The organism is Nocardia sp. NPDC056564 (assembly GCF_042793755.1).
In the GTDB taxonomy this organism is placed as follows: domain Bacteria; phylum Actinomycetota; class Actinomycetes; order Mycobacteriales; family Mycobacteriaceae; genus Nocardia.
On record NZ_JBHTUR010000028.1, the window covers coordinates 74,948 to 94,863 of the forward strand.

The 19,916-nt window shown below is 66.5% G+C and carries 39 protein-coding genes; 1 reads left to right on the forward strand and 38 read right to left on the reverse strand.

Annotated elements, in window-relative coordinates:
* Positions 1-45: 45 nt before the first annotated feature.
* From ACFQ9K_RS41575 to ACFQ9K_RS41750, 36 genes are all read right to left on the reverse strand, one after another.
* The gene (locus tag ACFQ9K_RS41575; protein WP_378714067.1) at positions 46-1,347 is read right to left on the reverse strand and encodes a TROVE domain-containing protein; all 1,302 of its coding nucleotides are present in this window, start codon (positions 1,345-1,347) and stop codon (positions 46-48) included.
* Positions 1,337-1,633 carry a hypothetical protein gene (locus tag ACFQ9K_RS41580; protein ID WP_378714068.1) on the reverse strand — a complete coding sequence of 99 codons (297 nt, stop codon included), beginning with the start codon at positions 1,631-1,633 and terminating at the stop codon, positions 1,337-1,339. Before ACFQ9K_RS41580 ends, ACFQ9K_RS41575 begins: the two co-directional genes overlap by 11 nt.
* A 520-nt stretch (positions 1,634-2,153) precedes the next feature.
* On the reverse strand, positions 2,154-2,786 hold the full coding sequence (locus ACFQ9K_RS41585) for a methyltransferase domain-containing protein (RefSeq protein ID WP_378714070.1): 633 nt from the start codon (positions 2,784-2,786) through the stop codon (positions 2,154-2,156).
* 9 nt (positions 2,787-2,795) lie between these two features.
* Positions 2,796-3,185 (reverse strand): hypothetical protein, encoded by a 390-nt coding sequence (locus tag ACFQ9K_RS41590; RefSeq protein ID WP_378714072.1) that lies wholly within the window; start codon positions 3,183-3,185, stop codon positions 2,796-2,798.
* A 75-nt stretch (positions 3,186-3,260) separates the two neighbouring features.
* Complete coding sequence (locus ACFQ9K_RS41595) at positions 3,261-3,425, reverse strand: hypothetical protein (RefSeq protein WP_378714073.1); 165 nt, start codon at positions 3,423-3,425, stop codon at positions 3,261-3,263.
* 122 nt (positions 3,426-3,547) lie between these two features.
* Complete coding sequence (locus ACFQ9K_RS41600) at positions 3,548-3,874, reverse strand: hypothetical protein (RefSeq protein WP_378714075.1); 327 nt, start codon at positions 3,872-3,874, stop codon at positions 3,548-3,550.
* Positions 3,871-4,125, reverse strand: coding sequence for a hypothetical protein (locus ACFQ9K_RS41605; protein ID WP_378714076.1), 255 nt, complete (start codon positions 4,123-4,125; stop codon positions 3,871-3,873). Before ACFQ9K_RS41605 ends, ACFQ9K_RS41600 begins: the two co-directional genes overlap by 4 nt.
* A complete protein-coding gene (locus tag ACFQ9K_RS41610) occupies positions 4,122-4,484 on the reverse strand; it encodes a hypothetical protein (RefSeq protein WP_378714077.1) in 363 nt (120 codons plus the stop codon). Before ACFQ9K_RS41610 ends, ACFQ9K_RS41605 begins: the two co-directional genes overlap by 4 nt.
* Positions 4,481-4,714, reverse strand: coding sequence for a hypothetical protein (locus ACFQ9K_RS41615; protein WP_378714078.1), 234 nt, complete (start codon positions 4,712-4,714; stop codon positions 4,481-4,483). The genes ACFQ9K_RS41610 and ACFQ9K_RS41615 overlap by 4 nt, the downstream gene beginning before the upstream one ends.
* Positions 4,711-5,061: a hypothetical protein gene (locus ACFQ9K_RS41620; RefSeq protein ID WP_378984407.1), complete on the reverse strand. Its 351-nt coding sequence runs from the start codon at positions 5,059-5,061 to the stop codon at positions 4,711-4,713. Before ACFQ9K_RS41620 ends, ACFQ9K_RS41615 begins: the two co-directional genes overlap by 4 nt.
* Before the next feature lie 5 nt (positions 5,062-5,066).
* Complete coding sequence (locus ACFQ9K_RS41625) at positions 5,067-5,954, reverse strand: SPFH domain-containing protein (protein WP_378714082.1); 888 nt, start codon at positions 5,952-5,954, stop codon at positions 5,067-5,069.
* A gap of 24 nt (positions 5,955-5,978) precedes the next feature.
* Positions 5,979-6,185 (reverse strand): hypothetical protein, encoded by a 207-nt coding sequence (locus tag ACFQ9K_RS41630; protein ID WP_378984410.1) that lies wholly within the window; start codon positions 6,183-6,185, stop codon positions 5,979-5,981.
* The gene (locus tag ACFQ9K_RS41635; protein WP_378714085.1) at positions 6,182-6,694 is read right to left on the reverse strand and encodes a DNA N-6-adenine-methyltransferase; all 513 of its coding nucleotides are present in this window, start codon (positions 6,692-6,694) and stop codon (positions 6,182-6,184) included. The genes ACFQ9K_RS41630 and ACFQ9K_RS41635 overlap by 4 nt, the downstream gene beginning before the upstream one ends.
* Positions 6,691-6,993: a hypothetical protein gene (locus ACFQ9K_RS41640; protein WP_378714087.1), complete on the reverse strand. Its 303-nt coding sequence runs from the start codon at positions 6,991-6,993 to the stop codon at positions 6,691-6,693. Before ACFQ9K_RS41640 ends, ACFQ9K_RS41635 begins: the two co-directional genes overlap by 4 nt.
* Positions 6,990-7,277, reverse strand: a complete 288-nt coding sequence (locus ACFQ9K_RS41645; RefSeq protein WP_378714088.1) for a hypothetical protein — start codon at positions 7,275-7,277, stop codon at positions 6,990-6,992. The genes ACFQ9K_RS41640 and ACFQ9K_RS41645 overlap by 4 nt, the downstream gene beginning before the upstream one ends.
* A 37-nt stretch (positions 7,278-7,314) precedes the next feature.
* Positions 7,315-7,572 carry a hypothetical protein gene (locus ACFQ9K_RS41650; RefSeq protein ID WP_378714089.1) on the reverse strand — a complete coding sequence of 86 codons (258 nt, stop codon included), beginning with the start codon at positions 7,570-7,572 and terminating at the stop codon, positions 7,315-7,317.
* Positions 7,569-7,790: a hypothetical protein gene (locus ACFQ9K_RS41655; RefSeq protein WP_378714090.1), complete on the reverse strand. Its 222-nt coding sequence runs from the start codon at positions 7,788-7,790 to the stop codon at positions 7,569-7,571. Before ACFQ9K_RS41655 ends, ACFQ9K_RS41650 begins: the two co-directional genes overlap by 4 nt.
* Positions 7,791-8,741: a DNA-methyltransferase gene (locus tag ACFQ9K_RS41660; RefSeq protein WP_378714091.1), complete on the reverse strand. Its 951-nt coding sequence runs from the start codon at positions 8,739-8,741 to the stop codon at positions 7,791-7,793.
* 172 nt (positions 8,742-8,913) lie between these two features.
* A complete protein-coding gene (locus ACFQ9K_RS41665) occupies positions 8,914-9,309 on the reverse strand; it encodes a hypothetical protein (protein WP_378714092.1) in 396 nt (131 codons plus the stop codon).
* A 7-nt stretch (positions 9,310-9,316) separates the two neighbouring features.
* On the reverse strand, positions 9,317-10,177 hold the full coding sequence (locus ACFQ9K_RS41670; RefSeq protein ID WP_378714093.1) for a DUF2303 family protein: 861 nt from the start codon (positions 10,175-10,177) through the stop codon (positions 9,317-9,319).
* 2 nt (positions 10,178-10,179) lie between these two features.
* Complete coding sequence (locus tag ACFQ9K_RS41675) at positions 10,180-10,542, reverse strand: hypothetical protein (RefSeq protein WP_378714095.1); 363 nt, start codon at positions 10,540-10,542, stop codon at positions 10,180-10,182.
* Positions 10,539-10,991, reverse strand: coding sequence for an HNH endonuclease (locus tag ACFQ9K_RS41680; RefSeq protein ID WP_378714097.1), 453 nt, complete (start codon positions 10,989-10,991; stop codon positions 10,539-10,541). Before ACFQ9K_RS41680 ends, ACFQ9K_RS41675 begins: the two co-directional genes overlap by 4 nt.
* A complete protein-coding gene (locus tag ACFQ9K_RS41685) occupies positions 10,988-11,176 on the reverse strand; it encodes a hypothetical protein (protein ID WP_378714098.1) in 189 nt (62 codons plus the stop codon). Before ACFQ9K_RS41685 ends, ACFQ9K_RS41680 begins: the two co-directional genes overlap by 4 nt.
* Positions 11,173-11,532, reverse strand: a complete 360-nt coding sequence (locus ACFQ9K_RS41690) for a hypothetical protein (RefSeq protein ID WP_378714099.1) — start codon at positions 11,530-11,532, stop codon at positions 11,173-11,175. The genes ACFQ9K_RS41685 and ACFQ9K_RS41690 overlap by 4 nt, the downstream gene beginning before the upstream one ends.
* Positions 11,529-12,176, reverse strand: a complete 648-nt coding sequence (locus ACFQ9K_RS41695; protein WP_378714101.1) for a hypothetical protein — start codon at positions 12,174-12,176, stop codon at positions 11,529-11,531. The genes ACFQ9K_RS41690 and ACFQ9K_RS41695 overlap by 4 nt, the downstream gene beginning before the upstream one ends.
* A gap of 172 nt (positions 12,177-12,348) precedes the next feature.
* On the reverse strand, positions 12,349-13,197 hold the full coding sequence (locus tag ACFQ9K_RS41700; RefSeq protein WP_378714103.1) for a hypothetical protein: 849 nt from the start codon (positions 13,195-13,197) through the stop codon (positions 12,349-12,351).
* Positions 13,194-13,409, reverse strand: a complete 216-nt coding sequence (locus ACFQ9K_RS41705) for a hypothetical protein (protein ID WP_378714104.1) — start codon at positions 13,407-13,409, stop codon at positions 13,194-13,196. The genes ACFQ9K_RS41700 and ACFQ9K_RS41705 overlap by 4 nt, the downstream gene beginning before the upstream one ends.
* Complete coding sequence (locus ACFQ9K_RS41710; RefSeq protein WP_378714106.1) at positions 13,406-13,669, reverse strand: hypothetical protein; 264 nt, start codon at positions 13,667-13,669, stop codon at positions 13,406-13,408. The genes ACFQ9K_RS41705 and ACFQ9K_RS41710 overlap by 4 nt, the downstream gene beginning before the upstream one ends.
* The gene (locus tag ACFQ9K_RS41715) at positions 13,666-14,067 is read right to left on the reverse strand and encodes a hypothetical protein (protein ID WP_378714107.1); all 402 of its coding nucleotides are present in this window, start codon (positions 14,065-14,067) and stop codon (positions 13,666-13,668) included. The genes ACFQ9K_RS41710 and ACFQ9K_RS41715 overlap by 4 nt, the downstream gene beginning before the upstream one ends.
* Positions 14,064-14,417, reverse strand: coding sequence for a helix-turn-helix domain-containing protein (locus ACFQ9K_RS41720; RefSeq protein WP_378714109.1), 354 nt, complete (start codon positions 14,415-14,417; stop codon positions 14,064-14,066). The genes ACFQ9K_RS41715 and ACFQ9K_RS41720 overlap by 4 nt, the downstream gene beginning before the upstream one ends.
* Entirely contained in the window at positions 14,414-14,662 is a 249-nt protein-coding gene (locus ACFQ9K_RS41725; protein WP_378714110.1) for a hypothetical protein, read from the reverse strand. Before ACFQ9K_RS41725 ends, ACFQ9K_RS41720 begins: the two co-directional genes overlap by 4 nt.
* Positions 14,663-14,664: 2 nt before the next feature.
* A complete protein-coding gene (locus tag ACFQ9K_RS41730; protein WP_378714113.1) occupies positions 14,665-15,078 on the reverse strand; it encodes a hypothetical protein in 414 nt (137 codons plus the stop codon).
* Between the two features lie 217 nt (positions 15,079-15,295).
* Positions 15,296-15,451 (reverse strand): hypothetical protein, encoded by a 156-nt coding sequence (locus ACFQ9K_RS41735; RefSeq protein ID WP_378714114.1) that lies wholly within the window; start codon positions 15,449-15,451, stop codon positions 15,296-15,298.
* A gap of 141 nt (positions 15,452-15,592) precedes the next feature.
* Entirely contained in the window at positions 15,593-16,429 is an 837-nt protein-coding gene (locus ACFQ9K_RS41740) for a hypothetical protein (RefSeq protein ID WP_378714115.1), read from the reverse strand.
* Between the two features lie 226 nt (positions 16,430-16,655).
* Entirely contained in the window at positions 16,656-16,817 is a 162-nt protein-coding gene (locus tag ACFQ9K_RS41745; RefSeq protein ID WP_378714118.1) for a hypothetical protein, read from the reverse strand.
* Positions 16,814-17,053, reverse strand: coding sequence for a helix-turn-helix domain-containing protein (locus ACFQ9K_RS41750; RefSeq protein WP_378714119.1), 240 nt, complete (start codon positions 17,051-17,053; stop codon positions 16,814-16,816). Before ACFQ9K_RS41750 ends, ACFQ9K_RS41745 begins: the two co-directional genes overlap by 4 nt.
* A gap of 177 nt (positions 17,054-17,230) precedes the next feature.
* On the opposite strand from ACFQ9K_RS41750, the gene ACFQ9K_RS41755 reads away from it, so the two are divergent.
* Entirely contained in the window at positions 17,231-17,617 is a 387-nt protein-coding gene (locus tag ACFQ9K_RS41755) for a helix-turn-helix domain-containing protein (RefSeq protein WP_378714121.1), read from the forward strand.
* Positions 17,618-18,124: 507 nt separating this feature from the next.
* On the opposite strand, the gene ACFQ9K_RS41760 is transcribed toward ACFQ9K_RS41755, so the two are convergent.
* Positions 18,125-18,247: a hypothetical protein gene (locus ACFQ9K_RS41760; RefSeq protein ID WP_378714123.1), complete on the reverse strand. Its 123-nt coding sequence runs from the start codon at positions 18,245-18,247 to the stop codon at positions 18,125-18,127.
* A gap of 156 nt (positions 18,248-18,403) precedes the next feature.
* Positions 18,404-19,870 carry a recombinase family protein gene (locus ACFQ9K_RS41765; RefSeq protein WP_378714125.1) on the reverse strand — a complete coding sequence of 489 codons (1,467 nt, stop codon included), beginning with the start codon at positions 19,868-19,870 and terminating at the stop codon, positions 18,404-18,406.
* Positions 19,871-19,916 lie beyond the last annotated feature (46 nt).

The window sequence follows — 19,916 nt, forward strand, 5'->3', positions numbered from 1 at the left end:
CTGCCGGGACAGGGCAGGGGCCCTCTTGCGTCCGAGCGTGCACGCTCAGGCCGCAGTCTTCTCCCACGGCCAGCCCGCGACGCCGCCGCTTTCGATGAGCGGGATCGTCTCGAACCCGCGATCGCTCAGCCCGCCGAAGGTATGCCGGTGCGGGCCGCCGCGCCCGCCCGCGAACCGGTAACCCGCCAGGTTCCACGTGTACATCGGGATCGTGTCCGGCACGACCGCGCCCGGATCCCCACCCCAGGACTGTTCATCGGTCAGGGTGACCACCCGATCGTGACCGCGATAGGCCCGCTTCGTCGCGGCGGCGGTGTAGGTGCCGCCGCCGATGTTGTAGCCGCTGGCTCCCCACCGCTCGAAGGAACGCAACACCGACTCCCCGCGCAGCAGGTCGAAGCGGATCGCGCGGTCGGAGAACGCCCACACCTCCGCGCTCTCACAGCGCCGGGCCAGCGCCAGCGCGAACAGCGTGGCCACGTCCCAGCGGCACACGGTGCCGTCCTTGCTGTAGCTGGCGTGCATGGACCCGGAGGTGTCGACCAGGATCAGGGTGCGCCCCGACAGCTGCGGGATGTTGGACACCGACGCTTCCAGCGCCTGGGACAGCGGGTGGCCCCAGCGCAGCGACCGCGCCGCGCGGTAGGCCGACAGGAACCGCAGCGGGAACTGACGACTGCGGGCGACCTGTTCGGGGTCGGCCAGGCGCGCCGCCACCGCGTCGGCGACCTCATCGGAGATTCCGGCCGCGTCGAAATTCCTCAGGTTCCGCAACAACGCCATGTAGCCCATGGACGGGATGACCGCTTCCCAGAGCGCGGCCGTCCAGGGACCGTTGACCAGGGCGGGCACCGCCTCCCAGGTCATGCCCGCCGTGGCCAGCATGTCGGCCAGCTGCCCGGCGGCGGCGTAGGCATGGATCTCCTGCGGGGTGCGGGCACGCAATTGCTTGCGGGCATTGATCATCGCCAGCTGTTCCGGGACCTCGAGCCCTTCCATGCCCATGCGCTCACCGATGGCGTAGCGGAACAGCGCCGAACGCCATTCGGTGCGCGGGTTGGCGTGGGTCAGCCGGATCACGTCGGCGAAGCGGACCGCGCGAATATCGCTGTCCCACTTCAGATATGCGCGTTCGTTGTACATCTTCGCGGCGGCGTCGGCGACGCCGCGTTTGAACGGCTTCGGCAGACGGCGGCCGAAGTTGCTGTGCCAGTAGGCGATTGCCTCGCCGGGTTCGTCCGGGCGCGCCAGTACGGCGGAGACGATCGCGCGGGAACCGGGCAATCCGACGTCCACGCGGGCCTTGGTCGCTTCGGCCGCGATCATCAGCGGCGCACTACGCAGCATCGACTTCTCCTGTCCTGAGCCACCGCGCCAATCCCATGAGCCAGTCGAAATCGGCGACGGCGGCCTGGTGGATGAGTTCGACCAGGCGGGCGTTGCGCTGACGCCCGGTCTCATACGGGGTGTCCTCGCCGGGGATGAACGTCACCGCCAGCAAATACAGCTCAGAGCGGACGTCGTCGCGGGCGTAGCCGGGCCCGCCCTCCCCGGTCCGCCCCGACGGTGCCGTCGCGGTGCGGATCGGGCCCTTGCCCACTGCGCGCACCGCAGTCTTATTGAATTTCCCCACGCCACAACACCTTTCACCACCAGGGGGCGCGCAATATCAGAGTGGGGGGAACCTGAGAAATAGACGGCGAAGGTCGTTAGTGCTCTGCCAACTGAGCTACGGCGGCCGGAGCCGCCGATAGGACTCGAACCTATGACCTCTTCGTTATCAGCGAAGTAACCCTCACCAAGCGCACCAGGTATCCGTATCCATATGCCGAACCTGTCCGAGGAACACCGCGACAGAAGACCGTAACCGCGCCAATTGGTTCCGATGCGCAACGCGCACCGGCGGGATTCGAACCCGTTCTTCCCTCAGAAGTAGCCCCTGTCGATCGCACCGGCCAGGTTCGGCACACAACTCTGAAATTGTCCGCCCCCGAGAAATAAGCGCCTGAGGTACCGATCTCATCCGATGTAAGAAGTAACCCCTGGCTTTCGCACCGGGAACACAGGGGACTGTAACCAGGTGGCGGTGTGGGCGCAAAACCTTTGCGGGCGTGGCGGTTAGGTTGTCCGAATACCCATGCGGGTAGGCGCGGTCAGGGCTTGGTGGCCAGCACATGCAAGTGCACGGCAGGGCGGGCGAGGGTCTGATAGTTGTCGGTGTGTTCGGTGACGTTCAATGCCCAGCCGGGCAGCAGGGTTTCCACGTGGCCGACGGAAAAGAAGTGCCGGAGTTTACCTTTCCGGACGAACACGTGATCGTCCACCTTTTCGCCGTCGCCGAACAACGGGTCCGACGTCGATTTCACGGCGAACGCGAGTAGTCCGCCCGGCAGGAGAATGGCGTCGATCGCGGCGAAGAGCGCGGCGGTCTCCGCCGGAGGGAAGTAGTGCAACCCCAGATAGGAAATCACCGCGTCGACAGGCTGGTCGACTGGTGGCCCGTCGCGCATGTCACGGACGTGGAACGCCACGTCCACCCCCGCCGACGCCGCACGCACGCGGGCCTTTGCCACCGCCACGGCGGACAGGTCCGAGGCGGTGACGCGCGCGCCGTGGCGGGCGAAGTGCACGGCGTCACCGCCTTGACCACAGGCCAGCTCCAGGACGTGCTTACCCGCGACCGGATCCAGGCAGGCCAGTACGTCGCTGACGAACAGCCGCTGGGTCGTCGGACGGGTCGCGATGTCACGGCCGGTGTGCCACCGGTCCCACAGGGCGGTCGTCATGGCCGTCGATTATGCCGTCCAGATACCCATTTGGGTAGAGTCCGACAGCCCCACCCGCCGCCGGTAGATCTCCAGTTCGGAGGTGACGTATCGCTGATCGTCGGCGATACCCCGTAACGCGCTGTGGGCGTCCCCGATCAGGCGGTCGGCCTGATCCTGCAATGCCTTGATCCGTGCGCACAGATCAGTGACGGCGTCGCGGCAAGCATGCCGCCGCCGGACCCGCAATTCGGCCTGGCATTGTTCGACCTGCTGTTCCATCGTCGCTTTGATGGCCGCGATGTCGGCCCGGATCGCCTCCTCCTCGACCGCCAATTCGTCCCGGCGTTGTTCGAGGCGCTTCACGATGTACTTCGGTGGCATCTGTTCCAGGCGGATACTGTTACTTCCATATGGCATGGAAACCTCCTGATCTGTCCGGCCCTGAGGGATGGCCTTACTGTCGGCAACGTATCGCGAACGAACGTCGGTTCGTCACGGATTCGGCGACATTTGCGCCCCATGCGGGTCGGCGCTCCCGCCTGCGGTTTCCGTTCGATAACGCTCCGGTGTGTCCTCGTCGAATTCGAAATGGAGGCGAGGATGATCGATAAAGTCCTGTGCCGTCGGTTCGGCCAGCCGCAATCCGATCGTGTCCATGAATGCCTGTCCGACAGCGGAATCCGGGTCCAGGTCGGTGCAGAAGAACAACACCTCCGCGCACACCCGAATCCAGGTTTGCCGTGATTCGCACCGCACCCGCAGCGCCCTGGGTTGATCGCTCATTGATTCGGTCCCTTCGTTCGCGATCCCGCCCCGCTGACAGTGATGACCCCGGCCGCGTCGATGGTCGCGGGCACGCGCATGCCGGGCCCGCCGCCGACGGGGCAGGACAACTTGTGCTGGCCGTCGGGCAGGGAGCACACCCGGCAGGGCCGACGCCCCCCGATCACCTCCCCGTCTTCGGTGACCAGCCGGTAGCAGTCGGGCCGCCCGCTCACCGGGGGGTGGCAGAACCGGTAACTGCCGGTGACGTCATGCAGACTCGAATACCCCCCGGCGTCGTCCCCGGCGTCCCGGCCGCAGTGATCGCACACATAGCGGCTCATCGGGCCTCCACCCGCACGGCCAGAGCGAACCCGGCCTCCGTGAGCCCTTGCGGGGTGCACAGCGTCATCGCGGTGCCCAGAAACGGATCACGCACTTCCCCGATCCACACCGGCCCCAGCACCGGGCACGGGATCTGCCGCGTGCCGACCTGCCAGGTGCCGAAGCTGGGCACCGGCCGGACCGCCGTCACCTCGAAGGTTTGGCCGTATTCGTCGGTGCGGCGGTAGATATCGCCTGCGCTGATGGTCATCGAATCCACTCCCGTTCTTCGGCCTCACGCCGGTAGTCGCGGACCTCATCGAGGATGCGGCAGAGCATGCCGTCCAGGCTCGCGGCGCGGGCGAACATCTGCGCGCCGCTGACATCGGGCTCGGTCGAGATGCCCAGTTCGACGCAGATCTGGAACAGCGCCTCCAACGCCATTTCGAAGCGTGCGCGTTCGATCAGCAACTGCCCCAACGCTTTCAGTGTCCCGCCGTCGCCGTCGACGAAACGCTGGGCCCAGTCGCTGAGCCCGGCGGGCATCTCCCCCATGAAGTAGCAGTAGTGGGTCGCGGTGATCACCTCCCGGATCTGGTCATCGCTGGGGCGGGCGGCGTTGGCGCTCATCGGCGTGCCTCCCGCGCCCGTGCGACCACCACCGCGACGTCGGCGTCGCTGGGATGGCGGCCGTCGCGGGTGCTGGCCACCACGTACAGGTAGGCGACCAGCGCGTCGCGCACCCGTTCGTAGAGCGGGCCGGTGGAGTTCATGACCACGATGTCGGTGATGATCAGCGCCCCCCGGTCCAGGACCGGGACGGCGTCGGGGCCCAGGGTGGAATGACGATGCCCGCTCACGCCGCCACCGCCGCACTGTGGCAGGCGCACCGGCACAGGCTGGCGCACCACTTGCATTCGTGGCGGCACCGGCGGTGCAAGAACCGCGCTCGCTCCGGTGGCGTCCCCGCCTGGGTGGCGTGCCAGCAGGCCGTCGACAGGTAGTCGTGGCCGACCGGGTCGCGCAGTGCCCGCGCCAGCTCCGCCAGCAGGTGCTGGGCGTGGGCGTGGATCGCGTCCAGCGACACATCGTCGATCAGGTCCGGGCACGCCGGGTGATCGTAGATGCTGGTGTACTCCAGCCCGCCCAGGTAGTCGATGACGATCGCGGTGGCCTTCTCACGAATGTCGTTGTCCGACAGTGTCATCGCGGTCACCGGCCCGCGATCGCGACGGGCAGCCCGCCCAGCGGCCAGCAGGAGAGCCCGATTTGCTTGCCCGCGTTGGCCATGTCCAGGCAGCGCGCGACCAGGACGTTCGGATCGGCCCGGATCGAATCGGCCAGCCTGCGATTGACCTCCGCCTCCGCCGACGCGGTCTCCTGGCGTGCCACGGCGATGCGGGTTTCCTGGGCCTGGGTCTGGAACCGGTTGATCGCGGCCTGAGTCGGGGCATCGAAATACAGGATGCTGATGATGATCTCCAGCACTTCGATCTGCCCGGCGGTGCGCGCCCGCAACGTGCCTGTCGCCGTGGCCGCCATGTCGGCCAGGTTCGGCCCGCCCGCCGCCTCCGGGGCCAACGGGTTGTAGGAGGCGAAGGTGTCGTTGAGACTGGCCTCGAGCGCCCTGGTCACCAGGCTGGCGCGGATGTTCTCGTCGTTCTGGTAGTCGCGATAGAGCGCGTCGGCGGCGGCGGGGTTGATCCGCCATCGCACCGAATTGTCCACGCACGCAGTGCTGTTGTTCGCCAACCGGACCGTGGTGCCCCCGTCGCATGTGCCGCTGGCGTCGAAACCGCCTCTCTTCCAATTGGTTTGGATGGTCCCGTTCAGCTCGTGTTTCTTCTGCCAGGGGACCTTGGGATGGATGCCGTTGGACAGCGTGCCCACCGGACGCCCGAAGCTGGTCAGCACGCCGACGTTGCGGGTGCTCACGATCGTGAACGACGACAGCGCCAGCGCCAGCAGCGCCACGGCCGCGCACAGGACCGTCGCACCCCGCGCGGCGATGCGCACGTCTTCGTCCTTGGCGCGCGCGGCCAGCGACGCCAGCGCGGCGATGATTCCGAAGATGACGAAAAACAGGAAGAACCACGGCATTTTTCGCTCGCTTTCCGAAAGGTTTCAGGGTTCCTCGGGCACGTTCTGGGTCGAGAACGCGCCCGGAACCGGGTCGATACAGGTGTTGGAATGAACGGTTTTGATCAGATGCGGGCGACATTTCAGGCACGGGATCGGGCGGTATTCGGCGTCGAAACCCAGCCATCCGCGATGGCATCGATGGGCGTGTTCGGCGTCGTCCACCGGTTCGCCGGTGCGGTCCAGCGTCACGGCGGCAGCCTCCACAGCGGCACCCAGGACCCCGCCAGCTCCGCCCGCCCCAGGTGCACCGCATCGGCGTCCCCGTAGGCGACCAGGCACGACGGCGCACCGGCATTGCCCACGGCACGGGTGCCGTCGGGCAAGTGAAACCGCAGGCGGCCGTGCAAGAACAAGATCGCCGACGCCCGTTTCCAGACCGCATCGACGAACCAGGCCGTTTCGGTCCGGGCGAACACCAACGCCGTGCCGTGGCCGTGATCGGCCAGCGCGCCCAGCCAGCGCCCGATATCCCCGTAGGGAGGGTTACACCACACCCGGCCCTCCCACGGGACGCACAAGCCGTCCTGGGGCGGCGCAATGTGGGTCGCTGCGGTATCCCAGGGGCGCGGGGACGGAGCCGCGCACGGATCGAGGTCGAACTCACCCAGGGCGGTGAGGATTCCCGGCGGCGTGAGCCACACATTCGAACCCGGACGCGCCGAATGGTGCCCGCCCATGCCGTCGGACGCCGCGCTCATCGCGGCACCGCCGCACCGAATCCGCCGCGAATCCGCCGCGATTTCGCCGCGCCGCTCGCACGCGATACGAAACGCGAGATCCGCTCTCCACGTAAGGGGGGGTTCTGAGTAAGTCCGTCGTTCTCCGTACGTACGTGCATCATGCGGATCCGCCCTTCCCGCATCATGCCCATCGCATATGCCAGCGGCTCATGCCAGGCGCATGAGCGCGGCGCATTCGAATACCCGATCGCGGCGGTGAGAATCTGCGGCCGGTCGAACGCGCTTTCCGGTGTGCCCCCACACCTGAGGCCGATCATTCCTCGATCTCCTTTCCCCATCGCTTGGCCGCCGCCCGCTTGGCGTCCTTCTTGCGCTTGGCCGTTTCCGCCGACGACTGCTGGTATTCGGTCCAGCTGTTGATCTCCCAGCCGCCGACGCATTCGATCCACAGCCCGACCCCCACCAGATCCGCCGCGTCACGCTTGGTCGCGTGCACGTAGGGCAGGCACGACGCGGGCAGAAATCCATCCGTTCCGTGCGCGCCCGCGTATCCCAGCGAGCACACCCAGGCGAACGCGGCACGAAATTTCTTGTCTTGCACCAATTCCAGAATTTTCGGATTGCTCGCGAACTGGGTATCAAGCCGAATCCACGGCAGGCCCACTACCGCGCCCCCCTTCCCGGAACGCCTCGATGACCTTGCGGATCAGCTCGAACTCACCATCGACGCTGCGATGACCCACCACGCCGCGCCATCTGACGCCCAACAAGCCCTCGATCGTCACGTCGTAGGTGAGAAGGTCATCGGACAATTCCAGCCCGGACATCGTGCGGTGCGCGGTGATCGAGGCGTAGGCGTCGCCGTCCCTGATGAGCTGGTATCGGATCTGTTTCACCGCGCACTCTCCGCCGCCTCGATCACCTTGCGCATCAACTCCCAGCCGCCGTCGCCGTAACGGTGGGTCACCTCCCCGTGCCACGGCGCACCGATGCGCGTGCTGACCATGGCGCGGTAGGTGTTGACGTCGTCGGGCTCGGACCCGCCGCTGACCCGCTGGGCGCTGGCGTGCCCGATCATCCGGTCGTTGATGTAGAGCGCACACCACAGCGCCATCTAGGCACCCCCGAAATCGATCGCGGACTGATGGAGTCGCGTCTTCAGCGACAGGTCGAGATAGTCGGCGTTCAGGTCGACGCCGACATATCTACGGCCGTGCTTGGCTGCGGCCAGCCCAGTCGTGCCCGAACCGGAGAAGGGATCGAGAACGACGCCGCCGCGCTTGCACCCGGCCATCACGCACCGTTCGGCAAGTTCGAGCGGCATCACCGCGAAGTGCGCCTGTGCGAAAGGTTGCGCGGAGATCCACCACACCGAGCGCGCGTTACGGCCGGGCCTGCCTGGGCGGGAGTGGATGCCCGCCGAATTGCTATTGCCCGGCTGCCCGGTCGTCGCGGCGCGGTCGGCTTGCGCGGGATACACCTTGGCGTAACGCTGATTGTGCGCCACTTGCCCAGGGTCGGAATCCTCGCGAATCGCTTCGCTGTCGTACCAGTAGCGTTCGGTCTTGGAGAACAAGAAAACGTATTCATGAGCGCGCGTCGGCCGATCCTTGACCGGCTCCGGCATGAAATTCCGTTTCGCCCACACGTTGTCCATCCGCAGGATCCACCCGTCAGCTTGCAGCGCGAAGGCCACCCGCCAGGGGATTCCCAGCAGGCTTTTCGCCGCCAGGTGCCGATCGGGCAACGTAGAACGTCGCCCCTTCGCCGATTCGAGGGTCTGCCCCGCCGCCGCGTTGTTGTAGGTGTCGCCCAGGTTGAGCCATAGAGTTCCGTCGTCGGAGAGCACACGGCGCAACCCGGAGAACAGCGCGCGGAGGGTTTCGACGTAGGCGGCCGGGGATTCCTCCAGCCCGAACTGACCATCGATCCCGTAATCGCGAAGGGCGAAGTAGGGCGGGCTGGTGACGATGCAATCCGCTGAGCCGCTGGCCAACTCACGTGAGACGGCTCGAGCATCGCCGTGGTACAGCGTGACCGAATCGTCGGCGTAGTAGGGGTTCACTCCTTCGCCTCCGTACGGGGGTAGCTCACCGATTCCGGGTCGGCGCGGATGTAGATGCCGTCGGCGGTCGGTTGGCCGCAGACGCAACAGTTTTCGGTCTCGGCGTAGAGCACGCGGACCGGAACCCGGCCGGGAAAGCATGTGCTGAAACAGCCCCGGCAGATCGGATGAGTCATGGTTGCCTTTCGGGCGGCGCGTAGTGCACACGCACGGGATGTGTTGCGGCCCACCAGTGCACGGGCATCGCGCCGGGCGCGGATTCCAGCTCAGCGACCATTTCCGGATGGCAGCTGGCACGCAGATCGATCCATCGGCGCGCGTCGCAGGTGTCGGCCACGCGGTAGCGGTGGCGGGTGCGGTCACAGGACAGGTAACGGCGGGTCAGCCCCAGCGCGTGAGGGTGGGCCACGTCCAGGTCGGTGAGCCAGATGAACCAGGACAACTCACGCATGTGCGGGGGCAGCCGGGTGGCGTGACCGGGCTGCACCTGTTCGGGTGCCAGCAGGGTTCCGGCCTCGCCGATCGCGTCGTGGCCGTGCTGGCAGGTGTAGTGGTACAGCCCGATCACGACCGGCCTACTTCATGGGATCGATGGCGTACGGGGCGCGCCCGCTCACCACCGCGTACTTGTCGGCGTCGGCGGGCAGCGCCTTGACCAGAGCCGCACGCACCCCGTCGAACGCGGCCCGATAGATGTCCTCACGCTGATCGAGCTTGTAGCCCAGCACCAGCCCGCCCCGGCTGACCCGGTAGCGCAGGCTGGCCTGCATCTCCACCGCTTCTCCGCCGCGCCACACCGGCACGCGGATAGTGAACTTCTCCGGCACGGCCAGATCACGGGCCTGTCCCGCGCGGGCCTCGATCCGCTCCACATAGCGGAAGCGGACCGCCCCCGATTGGCGCAGGACGTCGCTGTCGAATTCCACGTTGGTGGTGGCGTTGAAGGTGCGGGTCAGCTCCAGCATGTCCGCCGCCGACGGGGCGACGATGTCGGCCACCCGTTCTTCGATCAGCTCCGCGAAATCGACCTGGTTGACCATCTTCCCGTCGTAGTTGGCCCACCGGATGTATTGTTCGGAAGCCGTGAGGTCCAACAGGATTCGGTGGTCGCGCCAGCCCTCGAAGTTCAAGATCGCGGTGATCCGGGAGTTCTGCTGGTCGGCGATGATGACCACCCGGCCCAGATCTTCTTCGGCCTCCAGCAGTGCCACCAGGCTGGGCACGTCATCGACGGTGATCTGTCCCCGCATCCGCCACGGCACCGGGTAATAGCGCTCGTAGGCGGCAACGTCGATGTGCTCGTCTCCGCCCAGGACGTTGGCGTGCAACCGCAGCTTCTCCCCGTCGGGGGCGATGGCGACACCGTAGCGCTGGGTGTCGCGCGCGATCTCGCTGATGGCGGCGGCTTCGGTGGAAACCTCGTGCAAGTCAGTCATTTTCATGCCCTTTTCATGTTGGTCGGATTGACGATGTGAATGCCCTCGAACGCCAGCTGACGGGGATCGTCACGGCTGGCATTGCCGTCACCGTCGATGAAATACAGCGACGTATCACGTTCCAGGACAGGTGTTTTCGCCGATACTGAGTCGGCGATGCACAACATGCGTGTGCCCTTGTGCATGCCGATCTTGAGAGTCAGCGCCAGCGTTCCGGCCTTGCCGGTCGCTTGCACCGACGCGATCAGGTCGTGCAACGCCGCGCTGAGTTCGCCGTGGACCGCGCCGTGCCGAAGCTCGACGAGGAAATCGGCGAACGGCCGGATGACCCGGTCGTCCTCCTCGGCGGGCGGGGTATCTGTCATGCGTTTCCTTCCTGTGGGGGTGGTGGGTCCTCCGGTGCCGGATCGACCCCGCCGTCGGCGCTGAGGACCATCCAGCGCCGTCCGTACGTCTCGGTGTATTCGCCGCCGTAGAGCACCGGCGTCTTCTCGGGGATGTCGCCCTGTTCGAGGTGAAAGCCTTGCGTGGCAGCGGCTTTCGGGTCCGCACCCACCCAGACGTGGCATAGGTGGCACAGCAGGACCAGGTTGGCCAGGCTGTTGTCCACACCCTGGGATCGGTTGCGGCGGTGGTGGATCTCCCCGGCGGTGCGAAAGAAGGTGTTGCAGCCGATGCCGCAGCGTTCACAGCAGCGTCCCGACCGCGCCCACACCTTGCGCCGTACCGCCGTGGCCGGGCCGGAGCGGGAGTGCCTGGGAGACTTCGATTCCCGTCGCGGCGGGATCTTCGGCCACGACTGCCGGGCGTTCACGCCTCCTCCTGGGAGGCCACACGCGCACAGCCCAGGCACGCGGGCAGCGCGTCGATCCAGGCGCGGTCGATATTGCCCCATTCGCCGGGGCGGATCGCGACCAGGTCGCACAGGGTGTAGCCGGTGCCGTAGCGGGAGTGATGGCGATGGCGGGCCGAAATCGTGGTCACCGCGTCGTAGCTCATGCGCCTTCCCCCCGTCCGGCGACGCCGTACATCATCCGCACCGACGCGCCCACCGATTGCCATGCCCGCAACTCCGCCTCCAACGCCTTGGCCTTGCGGTCGGCGTGGCGGTAGACGACGTCGGCGTCGTCGCGCGCCGTGCGTTCCTGCGTGGTCGCCAGTTCGGCGATGTACTTGCGTTCGTGCGCCGCGCAGTCGGCCCTGCCGTAGGCCCTGGCATAGGCCCAGTCGTAGTTCCGGTCGGCCTCGAGGAAATTCGCGTAGGCGTCCGCGCACACCCGCACGCTGTTGGCGATCCGGTTGGCGCACTTGCGGATCGACTCTTCGATGTGCACCGGGGAAAACGGTTCGCTCACGCCTCCTCCCCGGCGATGCGCAAGTAGTGCGCGGTCAGGGCCTTGATCGCCGCTGCGTCGGTGCTGCGATCGATCAGGCCGTGCCCTTCGGCCACAAACCGGTCGGCCGCCTCGGCCGGTTCGATACCGACACGGCGCAGTACCGCCAGCAGTTCCGCACGCGCGAGGTCGGCCGCCTGGTCCGGGGGCACGGTGCCGCGCTTCTCACTGGCGTCGTGCAAGTCGCCTTTGTGCCACAGGTCAAGGGCCATACCGAATCTCATGCCCGCGTTACGCAGCGCGTCGCCGATCGCCTCCTTGACCGCGTTGCCGCCCCGCTTGCCCTCCGCGTCGCCGTAACCCAGCCGGGTCACCCCACAGATGGTCAGCCGGATCCACAGCCCGCCGTTGGCGTCGAACACCGGCAGGCCGCGATCGTCCAGGGCCAGCGGCTCCCAGCTCCAGCGCGGATCGACATCGAGGAGCCGATGGGTCAGTGCCGCGTGCCCGACGTAGTCCAGGTGCAGCGCGGGCAAGCCGTGGTAGCCGCCGCACTCATGACAGCTACCGCGCTTGGCATCCTTGGAAAACGGCTTGGGCAGCTTGTTGATCTGGTTGGCGGAGAACGGTTCCCGCAGCAACGCCAGCTGGGTGTCCTCACTCATACGCTCACCTCCGTGGGCGTCATGCGCGTCCGATGATCGGCCGCCGACTGCTGGGCGTCGCGTTTGTCGTGACAGCCCTGATACCAGCCGCACGGGCACTCAGCCCACCACATGCGGTGCCCGAATCGGCTGCGCTTGTTGACCGTCGGCCGATGCGACGGCGGTCGGCGGCTCATGCGACCGCCGCCAGCTTGGGCATCCTGCGGGCCGCCCGGACCCGCACCGCGATCTGCGCCAGCTCCCAGCCCTCCGTGAGGTCCAGGGGGTAGAGCGCCGCGCGGGGTTCACCGCTGCGGATCGGGACATGGATCAGCAGCCCGTGGGCAAGATCGACATCGGGATGCAGCGGTGCGCGCGTACCGGTTTCCTGGTCGTAACGCTGGCCACGGGAGTACATCGCCACTTGCATCGTCACCTTGAGCGGGAAGTCTGGGTCCGCGCGGCCGGTCTTGATGTCCGCGCACACCACGCGCCCGGTCGCCCTGTGCCGCAACAGCCGATCCATCGACCCCGCGCCCTGGATCTCATCGACGACCACGAAGGGCTCGCAGTCCAGCACCTCCCACCCGGACAACGCTGCGCGGTATTCGGCGATCCAGGGCCGCAGGTGCGGCGGGGCGAACTCCGGGTCGACCCCCTCATCGACCAGCTGGGCCAGCCCGTGAAACGCCGTCCCCATCCCGGCGGCGTCGTCGGACCCCGCGACCTGCTGGGCCCGCGCGATGAGGGGTTTGAGCTGGCGTTTGGCCTCCGGCACACTCCACGGGTCACGGTGGGCGGAGGTCAGGTGCGCCAGCTGAGCGAACAGGGCCGGGTCGCGGACCACCCCCAGGGCCGCGTTGGCCGCCGCCCAGTCCAGCAGCCCGGACTTGTCGTCCAGGGTTTCGGCCAGCGTCGAAATCCTGGTGTAGGCAACAGCATTCGTCGGGCTCTTGCGATCGGGCCGGTATTGCAGCGGCCCGCCGTCGGTGGTGATCCACGGGCGCTGGAAAAAGTCCCGCTTGATCGTGTAATCGGTCACTGACCCTTCCTCCGTCCGCGATCGGCGTGAGATGTCATGTGCCGCAACGCATCTGCCATGATCTTCGCCGTGTCGATGCTGTGACTGGTGCAGTGGATGAGGTCGTCGCCGTCGTAGCCGTACACGCGGACCCGCCCGCCGGGGTCGAGTTCGAGCACGGTGGTGGCGTCACCGTCGGCGAAGGCGAACCGCCACTCCTGGGCATCGCTCACGGCAGCACTTCGCTGACGTGGATGAGCTGGCCGAACCCGCTGTCGTCCTTGCCGTAGACGACGTCGTTGTCGATCGGCAATCCGGCCAGCCCGGACCGGATCGCGTATTTCAGCGCGGCGGGGTTGCCGTCGGCGAACATCCACGACCCGCCCGACACCCGATCCCACCAATCCTCGATCCGCAGCGACTCCGGGCCACGGCCGATATCGGCGCGCACCACGGCACCGGCCATCGGTGCCGGGTCACGATGGATACTCACGACGCCGCCCGCCGGGCCCGGCGTTCGGCCATCTCCAGCTTCGCGGTGTGAAATCCCCACATGCGCAACGTCTTCAGCGACACCCGGTACTCGCGCTGCAACCACAGCGTCGCTTGCTCATCGTCGAAATTCAGGCTCTCGCGCGCGAACTTGTAGTCCTCGTGCGCGGCGGCCTTGCGCTTGTCGGCGGTGGCGGCGCGCGCGTGATACCGGACATAGGTCAGCGGCACCGGTTCGAGGTGCACGGTTCCGTCGCGATCGGGCAGCGACAGGTGCAACAGCCACGCGTCCGGGGCGCGGGTGGCCATCAGCGCCGTCCCGGCCGGATACGTCCCGACCTCGGTGACGATCTCGCGCAGCAGACGCACCCGTGAGGGCGTCATCTTGGGGTGGTTCATTCCTTCCTTCCGTCACAGCTGGTGCAGGGGAACAGCCCATGGGTGGCCAGGACTCTGGCGACGGTGACCGTGGCCGGGGCGTTGCAGAACACGCACGGCAAGGTGACGGGCATGGACCGCACGTAGTCGACGTTCGCGTCGCCCAGTTGCGTGGTGGAACACGATGCGCACCGGCACAGCCGTCCCGCGCTGTCCTGATGGGTCAGGCTCCGGTAGGTCTCGCCGATGAGGATGCGCCGCACCGTCAGCGTGTCGGTGCCTATCCGCCGGGCGATCGCCGCCGGGCCCAGCTTGCGCAAGCGCAAGATCTCCAGCACTTGCTCTTCGGCGAAGAGCTTGTGCCCCTTCACGGGGCACCGACGATCGCGCTGAGTTCCTTCCCGATGGTGTGCAACTCGCTCTCCGGCGGGTTGGACACCAGGCATTCGGCGATCCGCGCGACGTGTTCGAGCGAACAGCGATCCTCGGCCGCCAGCCGGTAGCGCGCCAGCTCCGCGTGAACCTGGGCGACCGCGATGCACAGCTTGTCGTTGCTCTCGAAACCGGTCTCCGGCAACAGTTTCAGAGCGCGTTCATAATGTTCTTCCGCCGTCATGATCATCGTGACTCCTCCAGGGTTTCGCGCAGCCTGGCGACCGCGCTGGCGGTGGGTGTGTCCAGATAGGCGTGACGTATCTCCGAATCCAGTTCGATTGCGTACCTGCGGACCTCGGCATGCAGCGACGACCGCGCCGCCGGTGCGGCGCGGTCGAGCATCAGGGCCAGCCGCCGCAGTTCCATGGCCGTCGCGATCAACGCTGAAGCCACGGCGAGGCTGAATTGCTGTGTCTGAGCGATGGTTTCGGTCACGCGGTCCGATCGCGCGATCACCGGGCGGCGGATCAGCCCCAGAGCCCACTGCCCCGGAGTGACACTGCTGGACCGCCAGCTCCGCCGCGCGACCCCGGTCCCCCCGGACACCGACAGTTCCGCCGCCGTGGCCTGCCAGGCGTCGGACCAGTCGATCGCCAACCGGAATTCCTCACGCGCCAGGGAGGTCCAGGCACCGCCGCGTCGGCAATGCCAGCCCCATGCCTCGGCCTCACGCTCGATCAGCTCCCGCTCACTGAACGCCCGCTCACTGATCACGACTCACCGTCCTGGGGCTCCTCCTCGTCGGAGCCGTCGCGGTCCGGCCACTGGTGAAGAGCGCGTTCGAACGCCTCGACCACCCGTTGCGCCAGGCTCTTCACAGCGACCCGATCAACGCCGCCAACAGCTCCGCGATCGCCTCGGCCCCCAGCGGGCTGCGCACCAGGGTGCGCAGACGCCGCAAACACTGCCGGGTTCGGTTGCGCGACAACGGTTGTGCGTCGCGCCGGTAGACTGGCCGTTCGGTGGACATGCGATGCGCTCCGGGCGTCGGTATGTCTGCGGTTTGGAGGCACACCCCGAAGCGCGGACATGGCCACAGTCACGGCGCTTCGGGGTGTGCGCCCCCGCGCCAGGGGCTGACACCGGCGCGGGGGCTTGACACAGGGGCAGGTCATTTCGGCACCGGGAACGTCTCCGGGGTCCACTTCCCCCCGCGCGGGCCCTGCATCATCGCCATGGACCGCCCTTCACGGAAGGCGTTCCAGGCCGACAGGTAGTAGCCGATGACCTCCCGCTCCGGCAGATCCAGCCGGGTGATCACGATGCGTTCCAGGCGGCTGCGCAGCGCCAGGATCGGGCTGCCGTCGGGCAGCCCCACCGGGGAGATCAGCCCGGAATAGAACTCCTCGAGGGTCTTGGGGGCGATCTGATCCAGGACGAAGGCGACCGTCATCGCCACCGACGGCGGGGTGCCGATGACGCGGCGGTATCCGCGCCGGGCAAGCTCCCGCAACCGCGCGATCGCCTCCGGGTTGTCCTTGCCCCACGACACGACGCTGGTATTGGTGACCCGGGCGCTACGCGGCGCGGAGAACAACAGCCCTTCGCGCCAGCGGATCAACAGGCGGATCGTCGCGGCCAGGGTGACATCGGCATCGACGCCCGCCAGGGTGAGCATTTCGAACGCCGTGCGCTGCAAACCCTGATCCATGGTTTCCTGGCTGCTCGGTTCCAGGCCCCAGATGACCACCGACGGATAGGCACCCCGCCCGACCTCTTGCACCGCCGTGCACCGGTGCTGGCCGTCGATCATCCGGCCCAGCCGGTCGAACTTCAGCGCCTCACCATTGAGCTGCCAGTCCCCGGATCGGAAACCCCGGGCCAGCTCCGCGACTTTGCCGATGCGCACGCGCCGGTTGTGGGTGTTGAGTTCCAGCAACCGGTCGGCCAGCCCCACGTTCAGGTGCGCGATGCCGGAGTAGATCCCCTCGTACCCCGGCAGCTCCACCAGCCGGATACCTTCGAATTCGATTGTGCTGCATACACTTCTGATGGGCTCTAGCCCGGAAGCCTTCAAGATCGTTGCGTTCACTGTTACACTCCTCTGGCCCATAGGTCGACGGCGCGCTGCAACGCGCCTGGTGGTCGGGTCGGATCGGTCAGGGCTGCGCCCGCCGGTTCGGCTCGAGCCCTTTTCGGACCCCGATCCCGCCGGACAACGGGTACCGGCGCGCTCACGCGGCCTCCCCCTCGCGCCGCTGGCGTTCACGGTCGGCGCGCTCATAGCCACGCAGAAGCCGTACGGCCGCATCCATGTCCGAGGGCTGGAAATGGCTCTTCTGGTCGTCTATCCATGCCTGCATGGCCGGGTCGACCGGTGGACGTGGCGCGCTCATGGCGTCCCCGTCCGCTGGGCCGCGAGCAAGAAGTAATCGCGCGGGAGTCCCAGCGCGGTCGCGATGTCTTCCAGTTCGTCGATATTGAACGGATGTGTGTCAGTCAGCTTGCGGCGCAACGTTTCACGCGCTACGCCCGAAAGTTCTGCCGCACTGGCCCACGATTCACCGGACGCATCGATAGCTGCGCGTACGCGGGCTGCGATGAGATGGGATAACGCTCCGGTCCTACCCATGTGAGCGACGTTACTGGTGTATATAGACCACTTGCAAGAGGGTTGCTGACACTTCTTTCGAGCAGGTCATCTGTCCAGAAAAGCAATCGGCTCGTGTGGGCGGCGGATGCAAGATGTGACCGACTCACCACGCGGTGCCTCTACCGCCCTACCCACATGGGTAGCTACGCTTGAGCCATGCCGAGAGGTGCGCGCGTAATCGATCCGGCGACTCACATGGTCGCTGCCGCGATCCGTGACGCACGGGAAGAAATAGGCATGACGCGTCCACAATTATCCGCCGCGACCGGCCTATCGATAGAGGCCCTGCGGGATATCGAATGGCCTCGGACAGCAATTGACGTGAGGCAGCTGTGTGCCATTGCCAAGGCGTTGAACACGACGATCGCCGCTCTGGTCGCACAGGTGGACAGCGAGCTTGTCGCACCGGCCGACCTGGTGAACTACGGCCCGGACGGACAACCCGTGGGCGTCACGACAGTCACCGAATCCGATACGCACCATGCCGGGCTGGGCCCGCATGTTCTGGCGGAGCTGGCAGCGACGGAGAATCGGGAAGAGTAGCCGATCCGCACCCCGGTCACCCATCCCCCGATCTCATGGTCGAAGCGCCACCCGGACCCCTCCCGGCCGCGCGCCCAAATTCGTTCCGCGTACGCGATCAGCGTCGCGTGCTGGGCGTCGGTCAGCCCGTACCGGGGGATCACCGCTACCTGTGTGCCGATGATGACCACGCTACCGACGATCACGCCGTCCCCGTGGGGATCGACCGTTCCGTATGGGCGTAGTTCGGCGATCCCGGCGACCGCGTCGACTTGGGCCGCGTCAAACCCCCTGGCGTCGATATCAGTCACCCGTTCCGCCTTCCGCTACAGCACCGGCCTGCGTCACCGCCGCTACGCGGTTGGCTTCACGTAACGAGCGGTCGGAAATCCGATGCTAATAACAACCTGAGTGACCTGGTGGGGTTTGCAAGTCACACACGCCGGGCGGTTTTTGACGGCCGCGACCGCCTATCGTCAATTAACTTGCTGGCAAACACATTTCACCTTTACAAACTGGTCGGTAGCCCTACTTGCTGGCGGGCCTCCAGCTTCGACCGGCCCCGTCGATCAGGCAATCGGCGAGCAAGGCCACGAACTGCACGATTCCGGCATACCGCCGAAGCGCATCGCCCTCGATGGAAACGGTCATATTTGCGTGCATATTTTTCATCCGGAAGATTCGCGCCGAAGACCCGCACACCCTGCACCTAGATGGCTAACTGGAGGCAATCATCCGAGGTATATCAGGTTGTGACCCCCCACGCCCCCTACCAGGCAATAGCGGGGAGCGCCCCCAGGAAAGCCCCTAACCCGCCAGGGCTTTCACCGGGCGCGCCTCCACCCCCAACCGCCCGTGCCGTCCCCCGCCAACAGGAACGATCGTGATCGTCATGGCGGCACGGACCACGGCCCGCTTTTGCACGATGGAGCGTTCCGCCCACGTGCGCCGCGCATCGGGACCAATGGCGTCAGCCAGCACCGGGTCCACCGGCCTGGTCAACGCCGTGACGCGTTTCTGCGCCTCCCTGATATCGGCCTCGATCGGCTCCACGTAATCGGCGACCGCGTCGGCGGACATCAACCGCTTGGCCGCATCCCGAAGGAAACCCTTCTTCGCCGCCGTCAGACGCTCGATCGTTTCCAGCTCCGCATCGATCAACGACCTGTCCTCAGCATCCTTCGCCGACAGCTTCGCCAGCGTGTCCGGGTGTTCGAGCAATTGCATCAACAGCTCTTCGACATAGGCATCCACAACCGGACGCCCCCGTGCTACATGGAAGTACCCCTGGCACACATATTGATCGAACCGTTTACCGCGCTTGTTCACCAATTTGCGCCCGATGATTCCCGGCTCGCCCATTTCGAGGCATTTCCCGCACCGGGCGATGTAGGTCAACCACCACTTGTTCTCACTGCCCTGATGCGTCAGGCGTGACCCATCGAGCAAAATCGCACGAAGCGGGTCGAACAGCTCGAGCGGAAGGAGTGCTGGCCAATCGCCCTTGCCGTCTATGACCCCCTCATGGTGATACAACCCGAACAGCGTGGGATTGGTAAGAAACCGTGTGAGATCTCTTCCCGCGAAACTGCCCTTACCCCCCGCGTCCCGCCAGCGCTTCTGAAGATCCTTGGCCACCTTGGACGCCGATTCCAGGCCCGGCGGCAATACCCGTTCGGCCGCCTCCACCAATACGCGTTGCTTCAGCGGATCCACTTCCCGCCCGATCGAATTACCATCGGCGTCACGCACGATCCGGTAACCGGGAGCGCGTTTGCCGTGCGGCTTCTTGGCCACGATGTTCGCGTCGATCGCCCGCTTGGTCCGCTTGCGCGTCTTGGCCGCCGCCTTGGCCGCGTCGATGATGTCCTGCCAGACCTGATTCCTGTCATCGTCGTCGTTCAGGTCCCACAAACGCTCGTCGTAGTACAACAGCACACCGCGTTCACCACACATGTCAGCGAACTTGCTGAACTCCCCGGGTTCGCGGGTGATGCGCGATGGCTCCCACACCACCAATACGTCACCTTTCCCCAGCACGTCCCACAGCGCCGCGAACTGGACGCGAGTGCCCTTCGAGTACCGGGTTGCTCCCCGGTCGTTGTCCACGAACGGGGGAAGTGGAACCGCCCACCCCTCGTACTCGCAGTCGCTCAGGCAGGCGTCGACCTGTTCCTTGCATGAGCGACCTCTACGGCCTTCGTCCTTCGAGACGCGAGCGTAGATGATCGCTCGCACTATTTCTGCCGCTGACCTGCGGGATCGCCTCGTCATGACGAAACAGTCTATACCCCCTGTATTGACAAGTCACCTGGGAGAA

Excerpts from the sequence above, each read along its gene's own strand:
- ACFQ9K_RS41575 (WP_378714067.1), bottom strand. The coding sequence starts at position 1,347 with ATGCTGCGTAGTGCGCCGCTGATGATCGCGGCCGAAGCGACCAAGGCC.
- ACFQ9K_RS41585 (WP_378714070.1), bottom strand. The coding sequence starts at position 2,786 with ATGACGACCGCCCTGTGGGACCGGTGGCACACCGGCCGTGACATCGCG.
- ACFQ9K_RS41590 (WP_378714072.1), bottom strand. The coding sequence starts at position 3,185 with ATGCCATATGGAAGTAACAGTATCCGCCTGGAACAGATGCCACCGAAG.
- ACFQ9K_RS41595 (WP_378714073.1), bottom strand. The coding sequence starts at position 3,425 with ATGGACACGATCGGATTGCGGCTGGCCGAACCGACGGCACAGGACTTT.
- ACFQ9K_RS41600 (WP_378714075.1), bottom strand. The coding sequence starts at position 3,874 with ATGAGCCGCTATGTGTGCGATCACTGCGGCCGGGACGCCGGGGACGAC.
- ACFQ9K_RS41605 (WP_378714076.1), bottom strand. The coding sequence starts at position 4,125 with ATGACCATCAGCGCAGGCGATATCTACCGCCGCACCGACGAATACGGC.
- ACFQ9K_RS41610 (WP_378714077.1), bottom strand. The coding sequence starts at position 4,484 with ATGAGCGCCAACGCCGCCCGCCCCAGCGATGACCAGATCCGGGAGGTG.
- ACFQ9K_RS41620 (WP_378984407.1), bottom strand. The coding sequence starts at position 5,061 with ATGACACTGTCGGACAACGACATTCGTGAGAAGGCCACCGCGATCGTC.
- ACFQ9K_RS41625 (WP_378714082.1), bottom strand. The coding sequence starts at position 5,954 with ATGCCGTGGTTCTTCCTGTTTTTCGTCATCTTCGGAATCATCGCCGCG.
- ACFQ9K_RS41635 (WP_378714085.1), bottom strand. The coding sequence starts at position 6,694 with ATGAGCGCGGCGTCCGACGGCATGGGCGGGCACCATTCGGCGCGTCCG.
- ACFQ9K_RS41640 (WP_378714087.1), bottom strand. The coding sequence starts at position 6,993 with ATGATCGGCCTCAGGTGTGGGGGCACACCGGAAAGCGCGTTCGACCGG.
- ACFQ9K_RS41655 (WP_378714090.1), bottom strand. The coding sequence starts at position 7,790 with ATGGCGCTGTGGTGTGCGCTCTACATCAACGACCGGATGATCGGGCAC.
- ACFQ9K_RS41670 (WP_378714093.1), bottom strand. The coding sequence starts at position 10,177 with ATGACTGACTTGCACGAGGTTTCCACCGAAGCCGCCGCCATCAGCGAG.
- ACFQ9K_RS41675 (WP_378714095.1), bottom strand. The coding sequence starts at position 10,542 with ATGACAGATACCCCGCCCGCCGAGGAGGACGACCGGGTCATCCGGCCG.
- ACFQ9K_RS41685 (WP_378714098.1), bottom strand. The coding sequence starts at position 11,176 with ATGAGCTACGACGCGGTGACCACGATTTCGGCCCGCCATCGCCATCAC.
- ACFQ9K_RS41695 (WP_378714101.1), bottom strand. The coding sequence starts at position 12,176 with ATGAGTGAGGACACCCAGCTGGCGTTGCTGCGGGAACCGTTCTCCGCC.
- ACFQ9K_RS41715 (WP_378714107.1), bottom strand. The coding sequence starts at position 14,067 with ATGAACCACCCCAAGATGACGCCCTCACGGGTGCGTCTGCTGCGCGAG.
- ACFQ9K_RS41725 (WP_378714110.1), bottom strand. The coding sequence starts at position 14,662 with ATGACGGCGGAAGAACATTATGAACGCGCTCTGAAACTGTTGCCGGAG.
- ACFQ9K_RS41735 (WP_378714114.1), bottom strand. The coding sequence starts at position 15,451 with ATGTCCACCGAACGGCCAGTCTACCGGCGCGACGCACAACCGTTGTCG.
- ACFQ9K_RS41745 (WP_378714118.1), bottom strand. The coding sequence starts at position 16,817 with ATGAGCGCGCCACGTCCACCGGTCGACCCGGCCATGCAGGCATGGATA.
- ACFQ9K_RS41750 (WP_378714119.1), bottom strand. The coding sequence starts at position 17,053 with ATGGGTAGGACCGGAGCGTTATCCCATCTCATCGCAGCCCGCGTACGC.
- ACFQ9K_RS41755 (WP_378714121.1), top strand. The coding sequence starts at position 17,231 with ATGCCGAGAGGTGCGCGCGTAATCGATCCGGCGACTCACATGGTCGCT.
- ACFQ9K_RS41760 (WP_378714123.1), bottom strand. The coding sequence starts at position 18,247 with ATGACCGTTTCCATCGAGGGCGATGCGCTTCGGCGGTATGCCGGAATC.
- ACFQ9K_RS41765 (WP_378714125.1), bottom strand. The coding sequence starts at position 19,870 with ATGACGAGGCGATCCCGCAGGTCAGCGGCAGAAATAGTGCGAGCGATC.